Origin of the sequence: Aquabacterium sp. (assembly GCF_014378415.1) — a bacterium.
In the GTDB taxonomy this organism is placed as follows: Bacteria; Pseudomonadota; Gammaproteobacteria; order Burkholderiales; family Burkholderiaceae_C; genus Aquabacterium.
Genome location: NZ_JACMNS010000176.1, coordinates 1 through 9,867, shown reverse-complemented (window position 1 = coordinate 9,867; position 9,867 = coordinate 1). Strand labels below are relative to the sequence as shown.

Genomic DNA, 9,867 nt, shown 5'->3' with positions numbered 1-9,867 from the left:
GCGGCAAGCACGCCCATCACGCGGCAACAGGCCACCCGGTTTTTGACACAAGCGACTTTTGGGCCGACACAGGCCGAGGTTGATCACTTGATGGCGGTGGGCTATCAGGCTTGGCTTGATGAGCAGTTCGCTGCGCCGATGGCTACCACATCGCATGTGGCGGCTTGGGATGCGAGCAACGCGGCCATCATGAAGTTGGATGCGGGCCAGCGGGCCAGCAGCGGGGAGGTCACCAGCAGCTTTTGGCGTCAGGCGGTGACCGGTACTGACCAATTGAGGCAGCGAGTGGCACTGGCCTTGTCCGAAATATTTGTGGTGTCTACCGCAGACAGCTGTGGCAGCAACGCCTACAGCCGAGGAACCGCAGGCTATCTGGACATGCTGGGGCGTCAGGCCTTTGGCAACTACCGCGACCTGTTGGAGTCCGTGGCATTGCATCCGGTCATGGGTTGCTACCTGTCGTACTTTCAAAATCAGAAAGAAGATTTGAGCACCGGACGGGTGCCCGATGAAAACTTTGCGCGAGAAATCATGCAGCTGTTTTCAATCGGCTTGTATCAGCTCAACTCGGACGGCAGCATCAAAACCGATGCCAAGCAGCAGCCTCTGGAAACTTACACGGCCGCCGACGTGTCCGACCTGGCCAAAGTTTTCACAGGCTGGGGTCTGAATTGCTCGACTGGCTTCACAGCCAGTTGTTTTTTCTCAAACCCCAGCATGCCCGAACAGTTCCTGGCGGACATGCGCGGCTTTGCGCTGTACCACTCCACGGCCGACAAAAGTTTTCTGGGGGCCGTGGTGCCCGCCAGCATGCTCTCGACACCCGAGGCAGACTTGAAGGTGGCGCTCGACACACTGTCCAGCCACCCCAATGTGGGGCCCTTCATTGGCAAGCAATTGATACAGCGGCTGGTGACCAGTAACCCCAGTCCAGCTTATGTGGCTCGGGTGGCCGCAGCATTCAAGACCTCAGGGGGCAATTTACGCGTCACCGTGTCAGCCATTTTGCTGGACAGCGAGGCGCGGGACAAGGCGGCGCTGAGCAGCAGCACTTTTGGCAAGGTGCGCGAGCCCCTGTTGCGCTTCTCGGCCCTCCTGCGCGCCTTTGATGCCCGCTCTGACAGTGGGCGGTATCTGATCACCTCAACCACGGATTCCCTGGGGCAGTCGGCATTGGCGTCGCCCTCGGTGTTCAATTTTTTTCGACCTGGTTATGTCAAGCCCGGCTCATTGTCTGCCGCAGCGAACCTGGTGACGCCGGAGCTGCAAATTGCCACCGAAACCAGCGCAGCCGCGTATGTCAACTTCATGACCAGTTTCATCTGGGCAGGAACGGGCCGAGCCGGTCTCGACAACAGTGCCAAGCGGGGCGACGTGCAGCTGGACTTCAACGTCAACCCCAACAGTCCCTGGTTGGCGATGGCGGATGATCCAGCGGCGTTGGTTGAAGAGCTCAACCAACGTCTGATGTACGGCACGATGCCGATGGGGCTGAAAACGGAGATCACGCAGGCCATCATGGCGGTGGATTTCAAAGCCAAGCCGACCCCCACCGCCGATCAGATCGCGGGCACCCGCAAATACCGCCTGTGGTCAGCCTTGCTGCTGGCCGTGGCATCTCCAGAGTTCCAGGTACAGAGGTAAGCGGCAACATGCGTGATCACGGTTTCAATGCTTCTCGCCGTTTGATGTTGAAACAAGCTGGCGCGTTTTCGATGATGGGCGCGGCTGCACCTTTGGCGATGAATTTGGCCGCTGCCAGTGCGCTGGCCGCACCCGCCGCCACCGACTATCGCGCCCTGGTCTGCGTGTTCTTGTACGGAGGAAACGACGCTTTCAACACGGTGCTGGCGACCGATGATCCATCGTGGTCGAACTACGCTGCGGTGCGCAATCAGCAGCCGGAGTCCATTGCGCTGCTGCGCAATGCCGCGCCCAACCGCAACGCCAAGTTGGGATCACCTGAATGGTTGGGCGGCGTGTTGCCGATTTCTGCCGCTTCAATGCAATCTGGGCGCAGTTTTGCGATGCACCCCATGCTTGGCGGCCTTCAAGCCATGTTCAACACCAGTCGACGCCTTGCTGTGGTGGCCAATGTGGGGTCGCTGGTCGAGCCCTTGAGCAAGACCGACTATCTGCAAGGCCAAAAACGCAAGCCCAAAAAGCTGTTCTCGCACAACGACCAGCAAAGCACCTGGATGGCCATGGCCCCTGAAGGCACGGCCGTGGGTTGGGGCGGCCGTTTGGCCGATGCTGTGGCCAGCGCCAACAACAGCAGCCTGTTCACCGCCATCTCCGCCAGCGGCGAGTCCGTGTGGCTGAGCGGGGAAACCGTGCGCCAGTACCAGGTCAGCCCGGCCGGACCAGTGCGCATGGGCACTCAACCCGACTCAACGGGGGTCAGCCGTGTCTATGGCTCAGATGTGGTCGGGGCGGCCTTAGAGCGCATCGTGACCAGCTCGCGCAATCAACACGTCATGGCCGCAGACATGGCCGCCGTGAACCAGCGCAGCATCCAGGCTGAGCGCATTTTGTCCGGCGCTTTGCCCAGCGAAGCGCTGGCGCCGTATGGGCCTGCCAGTGCTTTGCAATACACCACCCTGGCCGGAGGGCGAGCCCATAACTCTCTGGCCCAGCAGCTGCAAGTGGTGGCCAGAACCATCGCGGCTCATGGCAGCCTGGGGGTCAAACGGCAAGTGTTTTTTGTGAGCATGGGTGGCTTCGACACGCACAACAACCAGAACCTGGGTCATGCCGATCTCATGGCCAAACTCAACCATGCCATGCAGTATTTCGACACCACCTTGTCGGCGATGGGTGTGGCTCAGCAGGTCACCACCTTCACCGCCTCAGATTTTGGGCGTTCGTTCACCAGCAACGGGGATGGTTCCGACCATGGCTGGGGCGCGCATCACCTGGTCATGGGTGGTGCTGTGCAGGGCGGCGATGTGCATGGCGACTTTCCCGTGCTGGGCAAGAAGAACCAGCGCAACAACCAATTCGACGCCAGCCCAGACCAGATTAGCAATGGCATCTTGTTGCCCAAGGTCTCGGTGGACCAATACGGAGCGGCCTTGGGTCAATGGTTCGGCCTGAGCCCAAGTCAATTGCCCGAAATCTTTCCTAACCTGGCCAATTTCTCTGGGGCCAGCAGGTTGGCGCTGATGAAGGCCTGAGTGGGCTCAGGGCTTGTCGCTGTACTCGCGCACCTTGAGCGCGATCATGTGTTCGTAAATGGCGCGCAGTACGGCGTAGATGAAGCCGGATCGGCCATCCAGGAAGCCGCGTTTGCCGACGTACAGTAGCAGGAACATCACCAACGGCCGAAACGGCAGGCGGTAGTAAAGCTCCTTCTGATGGAAGCGGCGCACATTCGGGTCGCGGGCCGTGAGGGCGCTGACCACGCTGAAGCCGGGCTGATCCTGCCGGTTCGCCATGATCTGGCGTGCCTCCAGGGTGCTGTACCAATTGTGCTTTTCAAACCAGAAGCCGATGCCCTTGCTGAAGGGCAGGTGGTTGAAATGCTCCTTCAATTCGCCCACCGGCCCATCCACCTGCGTCACCGGGTTCGTCAGGCGCTCATAGCGGATGCTGGCGGGCTTGAACAAACGGATGTTAAAAGGTGAGGGTGTGACGTGCTTTAGCCAAGTGCCGAACAGATAGTCTCGCCTTTGCACCCTGAAGGCCACGCAGTCTCCAGCGTGGCGTACCGCGTGCTGCATGGCAGCGATCAGCTCGGGCGTGAGCCGCTCGTCTGCGTCGCTTTGGTATACCCACTCGTGCCTGAACGGGATGTGGGCCAGGCCCCAGTTTTTGTGCGTGGACTCGTTGTCGTACACACGCTGGGTGACCCTGGCGCCGTATCTTTCGGCCACTTCGAGGGTCCGGTCGGTGCTCATGGAGTCGAACACATGGACGTCGTCCGACCAGGTCATGGTGTCCAGGCAGCCGGGCAAGTCCTGCTGTTCGTTCTTGGTCAGGATCAGGATGGAGATGCCGCTCATGGCCGCGCCACCTGCTGGTCACGCTCGCCCACCCGGCGCGCGGGCACGCCGGCCCAGATGCCCCAGCCTTCCTGCAGTGACTTGGACACCACACCGCGTGCGGCCACCACCGAGCCTTCTGCAATGACCACGCCGGGGCACACAAAGCTTTGCGCACACAGCCACACATGCCGCTTGAGCTTGATGGGCGCCGTGGTGAGCTGCATGTTGGGGCTGTTGAAATCGTGGGTGCCGGCGCACAGGTAGCTGCCTTGCGAGACCACGGCGTAGGACTCGATGTGGATGTGGGCCATGCTGTAGAGGACCGCGCCTTCGCCAATGCCCACGAAGCTGTCGATCGTGAGGTGCCAGGGTGCCCAGACCTTGACGGAGGGGTGCACGTGCACATGCTCGCCGATGCGGGCCCCAAAGACGCGCAACAGGGAACGCCGCCATGCGTGCAGGGGCCGAGGCGTTGGGCGGAACAGCAACATCCAGGTGATGTCCCACAGCTGCCTGGCCAGGCGCTGCCGGAGCGAGAACGAGGGCGCTGTGTAAGAGTCTGTGCCTTGGATAATCATCGTGATCAGGATTGTCTTGGGGCAATGTGACATGACACCACGTGCCTCCCCCCGTGCCAACATGACCTGCCTGTCGCACATGCGTTTGCCAGACGAAAATCCCCACGCAAAGGCACTGAGGCAGGGACTCACAGAGGGTGGTCTGCTCCGAAAAGCTGGGCTGGTTTTGGCGTGGTCTGGTCAGCCTGATCCGAGTCGATCGTGGGGATGCGCTTGAATATCATTCTCAGCATGAACGCCAGCAGTGCGTAAATGAGAACTTTCTGAGGCATGTCCCGCAGCAAGAAGGCCAACTTGGCAGCCAGCGACTCGCTGCCCAGTCCGTAAAGCAAGATGCTCCAGGTCCCACCCAGCACGATGGGCGACACCACAAAAATCTCACCTCGCAGTGAGAGAGAGTCGAAACACAGGAACAAAACAAGGAACAAAACAGCCACCAAGAATGGGGCGAAATCTTGGCCAATGACGATGACATCGGCCCACATCGATCCCGTGGCAAATCCGCCCAGGGACTCTGATCCCTCGTTCTGGTACCGGTAGAAGTCGCCCATGGAGTAAGCGTTTCGCTGCTTGTCGAGCTTGATCTCCAGCATGTCCAGCACGGGCTGTGGCAAGGTCATCAGAAGCTTTTCGACATTGGTGTCGAGTACTTCAGCCCGCTGCTTCGCGTTGAAATTGAACGCAAAGTAAAGCATGTTGTCATGAAACTTGGTTTCAGAGAATCGCGCCAGAATCGGGTTGCTGAGATAGGCCTCGTCATAGATGTTCAGCGAGGCCGCCAGCGTCCCGCTCATGCGGTATGCCGTCAGCTTGTCACGTTCACTCAGCAGGTGATAGGTTTCCTGGACTGTTTGCCACGGTGTCGAGGTTTCTCGCTTGTCTCGTGCCAAAGCCATGGCCACGGCCACATCCGTGAACAGGGTGATGCTCATGAGCACAGCCACCAACCCAGCGCCGGCTTTCGCCAAGGTGCGTTTGCGCACGGGGCTGGGGTCTTGCATGGCCCAGATGAAGTAAATCAAAGCTGCTTGAACGGGGCCGATCAACATGAGCTGACGGGCATTGCGCAACAGGCCGATGCCCATCAAGGTGATGGTGAAGGCGATCAGCAAAGGGATCTGTTTCTTGATGTCGCAATACCGATCCCCATACTTCTTGTAGTACAGGGGGATGGCAAATGGCAGCCACTGTAAAAAGCCCAGCGCTTGAAACAACTTTCCACCGGCGTCGCCAAATGCGGCACCGCCCTGCAGGGTGGACAAGGTCCCAAGAATGGCCATCGCCCACAGGGTGCCTATGGGTGGTGCATCCAGCACCCCAAGCGGTCTGAAAACATGCAGCGCAAGCACGTCGCGCAGGCTGACAGTCGCTGCCAGATGGCGGTATGTCCAATGGACGGCCACCGCGATCAAGGATGCAGCAGCCAATACAGAGAACGTGAGAACAGGCCCCCGCAATAGTTGAGTTACTGGGACCCAGGAAGTCGTCTGCGCGACCAGTGAGGCCAGTGACGAGGTCACGTTGAAACCGATGATGGCCAGGGACGACACGGGGTAGTCCACTGTCGCACGACTGCGATCCAGGTACTGATAGACCAGCAGGGTGGATCCCACAATGAGCAGGACTGAAAGTACGTTGTCATTGGATGAGTCAATGACCAGTTGCAGCAGGCCGCAGACCAAGCAACTCAACTGCATCGCACGTGCAAAAAGTTGAAATCTGGTCATGATGACGCGCTCGATGCTGCCGTGTTCAACACCGTTCTGAGGATGTCTTCATTGCCGTGACGGTTGGCCAGGAACCGGTGATGCCCGGCGGTGGCAATGGCGGCGGCTTTGTCTGGCTGTGCGAGCAAGGCCAGGCATTGGTCCGCACACTCCTGGGCATCTCGCCAGAAGATGGCCTCGGTCCCTTCTTGATATAGATCACGGTGTTCTTGGGTGCGCTCAGCACAGAACAACCCCCCCAAAGCTGGAATTTCAAGAGAACGGGTGGTGTGCAGGTCTCGGTTCCCTTTGGACAGCATGCCGATGTTGATGCTTGCACATTGAATGGCATGGGCATAGTCATGGCCTCCAATGGCGCCCCCCTTCCAGTGGGGTTGAAGCTTGTGCCACTCGGGCGCCTTGTGCCAGTTAGCCCCCCGGATGGACACTGGTACGCCGCGCTGGATCAACGCCAGCAGGAAGGGGCCTCTTTCAGGCATCCAGGTTCCCAGGAACAGGACTTTCGATTGCCACCGCGCGGCAATGTCTGGCGTGATGGGGCGGGGTGCATGCGTCAATTCATCGGCGGATCGCCAAACTCGAATCACCCGATGTGCGCCTAGCGCCGCGCACTCAGCCACGTTTTCCTGGCGCACCACCGCCAGCAAGTCATAGTGCGGTGCCGACATGCGGTAGGCCGAAAAGCGCCTTCGATCACGGGGTCCTGTCGGGTCATCAATGTTGTAGTTGATCACGCGTCCGCAATGCGCCTTGAGCAAGGCAATGATGGCGGGCGTCACCCACTCGCCGTTGTCAACATGGCACAGATCGAAGTGCTGATGCCGGAGTTTGGCCTTCATGTGGCGCACCAGCCAGGGTGCAAACACATGGCCGCCGATGCGCCAGGTGACCCTGTCAACCCAGCCAGTCTGCGGCAACCATTGACGCATGTCCCAATGGACGACTTCATGCCCCAGGCGGCGATAGGCGTTGGCTCGGTCCAGGCAGGTCCCGCTGATCGTTCCCAAGTACAGGATGCGCAAACGGCTCACTGCATCAACTCCCGATAGATGGTCTGGGCCTTCATCCCATAGTCGCGCCATCCGCCTGCGCTCTGTACCCGAATCAATGCGCTGCGGCTCATCTGGGCCCGCAACTCGGGCGAATCGGCGAGCTGTTGTAGCCGCTCGGTGATCGCGGCGGGATCGCGAATGGGAACGATGAAGCCTTCCCGTCCATCGTCAAAGAGATCGCGCGCACCTGTGTTCTCGGTGCCGATGACGACGCAGCCGCTGGCCAGGGCTTGCGCCTGAACCAGGGCCAGTCCTTCCTGCACGCTGGCCAGCACCATGACATGACTGCGGCTCATCAGTGACGCCAAATCCACCTGCGGCACATGGCCCAGGACGCGAATGGAGTCGTGCCACAGACCATGACGCTTCATGCTGGCGATGAAGCCAGGAGAGGGCGTTCCCGCCAGGCTGAGTGACTTGCGGGGATGGCGGAACGCTTGATATGCCTGCAGCAGGTATGGGATGCCTTTATTCAGGTTCATGCCGCCCACGTACAGCACATCGAACCGACCGTCTTCGGGATGTCCGTTGGGTTGGAACAGGTTCAGGTTGACGCCGTAGGGCAGCAGCCGCATTTTCTGCCTGGCCACACCCTGCTGAACGAATGATTCGAGGCTGAAGCTCGAGGGCACGGTGATGCAATCGGATTGAGCGTATTCAGCTTCTTCGCGCTCCATGGCACGCAGGTCAATGCCCTCGAAAGACAAACCCCAGCGATCGGCCTCTTCTCGCAGAAGTTGGTCCTGAACGCGGATGTGTGAAGAGCCGCGGTCGCACACATAGCGCGCGCCACGACGTTGGGCTGCGCGGCCGCTGCAAAGCGCGGAGCCGGACATGCCCACGAACACATCACAGTCGGGCAGGTTGCGAACGACATGCCGGTCGAACGTGGTGCGATCCAGTTGTTCCCAAGCTCGGACCACGTTGATTCCCAAGATGTCCTTTCGTTTGAATGCCATGTAAGGCGTGTGTACCCAAGGAAAGGTCCGAATCAGATGTGCTGGCAGTTGCTTGCTCTTCAACTTGAATTGAGGGTAGCCGGTGAAGATGGCGGCCAGTGATTGAGTGACGTGAAGCTCACGCGCCAAGTCAAAGGAGTGAAACGTCCCGATGGTGGACAACGCAATTTTCATGATGCGACGGACTGCTGGCTAAGGGGATGAAGCGAGGTCATTCGATGAGCCAGAAACACGCACACACCGGCAATGCCAAGCTCAGTTAGCAGCATGGCCACCCCTGCGCCTTCCAGGCCAAGCAGGTTGCCCAGCACCCATGACAAACCCAGTGACAGGGCCGCTGCCAGCAAGGTCCATTGCGCCAGGCCCACGTGCTGATTGGTCGCCATGAGCAACACCCTTGGGACGTGCCACACGCCGCCCGCGGCCGCGTACACCAGCAAGATCGCCATCAGGGTTGGCTGAACGCCGATGCGGCCATGGGTCCACACCTGCAATAGCCATGGTGCCACCAGGTAAAGAACCAGACTCAGTCCCACGGACAGCGCCGCACCTGTCCAGGCTGACCGCCGGTAGAGACCCGCCACGGCTTGAGCGCCGCCCCGGCCATACAGGCGAGACAGCTCTGCCCACAAGGCATGACCAAAAATGCCGGTGACCTGCACCGCCACGCGAGCCAGGGTCCGATAGGTGTTGAAAACGGCGACCACGGCAGGGCCAAAAAGGTGGCCCACCACCAAGGTGACGCCCTGAAAGCTCATGGCATTGGCCAAAGGAAAAGCCATGAAAGAGATAGCGGGCGTGGCCATGGCTCGGACCTCGGTGATGTGCGCCTCTCGCAGCCCCCAGGTGAACGGGTGCTGCCCTTTGCTGGATCTCCAGATCATCCACAAGACACCCGTGGCCCGAACCATCAGGCCTGCGATCGCCACTGTTGCGAAGGTGCCCCCGATGAACAGGCCAAGCATGCAGCCCACCCACTCGGCCAGGCGAAGTCCATTGGCCAGCATGGTGCCCTGCGCGTAACGCTCGGTCGACTTGAAGATGGCCTCGGCCAATCCACCAAACAATGCCAGCAGCACCGTCAAAACCAAGGCGGCCAAGGCCAGGCGTTCATCCCATTGAACAAGGCCTGGCATGGGGGCCCAAAGCAGCAATGGCAATGACAATGCAGCGATGCTGCCGCAAACGAGCAGCATGAACACCATGGCGCTCTGGAAGATGGTGTTGGCCTGCTTGGCGTCACCCCGCCCCATGGCCATGGTCATGCGATTTCCAGCTGCGGCTACCATGCCCACATCGGCCATCGACAGGTAAGCTGGGATGGCGGACAACATCAGCCATGTGCCGTAGGTGGCCACATCCCATCGGTGCAGAAACAGAGGCAGGGATGCCAATTGGATGACGATGTTGATGGCCTGCCCAACAGCATTGGCCCCCAAAGCGGCCACGACCCGCCGAATCAAAGGGCTCATGTCAGGTGCCAACGCTTCCAATGACGCGTCGGCGCCCCTCTGGGCTCAGCGCACTCAACAGATCGCTGATGAATTGATCTTGCAACTCGTAGG

General features: G+C 60.0%; 8 protein-coding genes. 2 read left to right on the top strand and 6 right to left on the bottom strand.

The genetic code is table 11. The features are described 5' to 3' along the window. Both H7225_RS15685 and H7225_RS15680 read left to right on the top strand, forming a co-directional pair. Positions 1-1,644: DUF1800 domain-containing protein (locus H7225_RS15685; protein ID WP_290663496.1), on the top strand; the 1,644-nt coding region annotated here is incomplete at its 5' end. A 44-nt stretch (positions 1,645-1,688) separates the two neighbouring features. After that, entirely contained in the window at positions 1,689-3,176 is a 1,488-nt protein-coding gene (locus tag H7225_RS15680; RefSeq protein ID WP_290663494.1) for a DUF1501 domain-containing protein, read from the top strand. Positions 3,177-3,182: 6 nt separating this feature from the next. Here the strand turns inward: H7225_RS15680 and H7225_RS15675 are convergent, their stop codons facing one another. From H7225_RS15675 to H7225_RS15650, 6 genes are all read right to left on the bottom strand, one after another. Beyond that, entirely contained in the window at positions 3,183-4,004 is an 822-nt protein-coding gene (locus H7225_RS15675; RefSeq protein ID WP_290663492.1) for a glycosyltransferase family 2 protein, read from the bottom strand. Then, positions 4,001-4,564, bottom strand: coding sequence for a putative colanic acid biosynthesis acetyltransferase (locus H7225_RS15670; protein ID WP_290663490.1), 564 nt, complete (start codon positions 4,562-4,564; stop codon positions 4,001-4,003). Before H7225_RS15670 ends, H7225_RS15675 begins: the two co-directional genes overlap by 4 nt. Before the next feature lie 128 nt (positions 4,565-4,692). Then, positions 4,693-6,291 carry a hypothetical protein gene (locus tag H7225_RS15665; protein ID WP_290663488.1) on the bottom strand — a complete coding sequence of 533 codons (1,599 nt, stop codon included), beginning with the start codon at positions 6,289-6,291 and terminating at the stop codon, positions 4,693-4,695. Next, positions 6,288-7,322 (bottom strand): glycosyltransferase, encoded by a 1,035-nt coding sequence (locus H7225_RS15660; protein WP_290663486.1) that lies wholly within the window; start codon positions 7,320-7,322, stop codon positions 6,288-6,290. Before H7225_RS15660 ends, H7225_RS15665 begins: the two co-directional genes overlap by 4 nt. After that, positions 7,319-8,476 carry a glycosyltransferase gene (locus H7225_RS15655; RefSeq protein ID WP_290663484.1) on the bottom strand — a complete coding sequence of 386 codons (1,158 nt, stop codon included), beginning with the start codon at positions 8,474-8,476 and terminating at the stop codon, positions 7,319-7,321. Before H7225_RS15655 ends, H7225_RS15660 begins: the two co-directional genes overlap by 4 nt. Then, the gene (locus H7225_RS15650) at positions 8,473-9,774 is read right to left on the bottom strand and encodes a hypothetical protein (protein ID WP_290663482.1); all 1,302 of its coding nucleotides are present in this window, start codon (positions 9,772-9,774) and stop codon (positions 8,473-8,475) included. The genes H7225_RS15655 and H7225_RS15650 overlap by 4 nt, the downstream gene beginning before the upstream one ends. Positions 9,775-9,867: the final 93 nt, after the last annotated feature.

What these genes read in the sequence shown, in the direction of transcription:
- H7225_RS15665 (WP_290663488.1), bottom strand. Translation starts at nt 6,291, where the DNA reads ATGACCAGATTTCAACTTTTTGCACGTGCGATGCAGTTGAGTTGCTTG.
- H7225_RS15655 (WP_290663484.1), bottom strand. Translation starts at nt 8,476, where the DNA reads ATGAAAATTGCGTTGTCCACCATCGGGACGTTTCACTCCTTTGACTTG.
- H7225_RS15650 (WP_290663482.1), bottom strand. Translation starts at nt 9,774, where the DNA reads ATGAGCCCTTTGATTCGGCGGGTCGTGGCCGCTTTGGGGGCCAATGCT.
- H7225_RS15670 (WP_290663490.1), bottom strand. Translation starts at nt 4,564, where the DNA reads ATGATTATCCAAGGCACAGACTCTTACACAGCGCCCTCGTTCTCGCTC.
- H7225_RS15675 (WP_290663492.1), bottom strand. Translation starts at nt 4,004, where the DNA reads ATGAGCGGCATCTCCATCCTGATCCTGACCAAGAACGAACAGCAGGAC.
- H7225_RS15680 (WP_290663494.1), top strand. Translation starts at nt 1,689, where the DNA reads ATGTTGAAACAAGCTGGCGCGTTTTCGATGATGGGCGCGGCTGCACCT.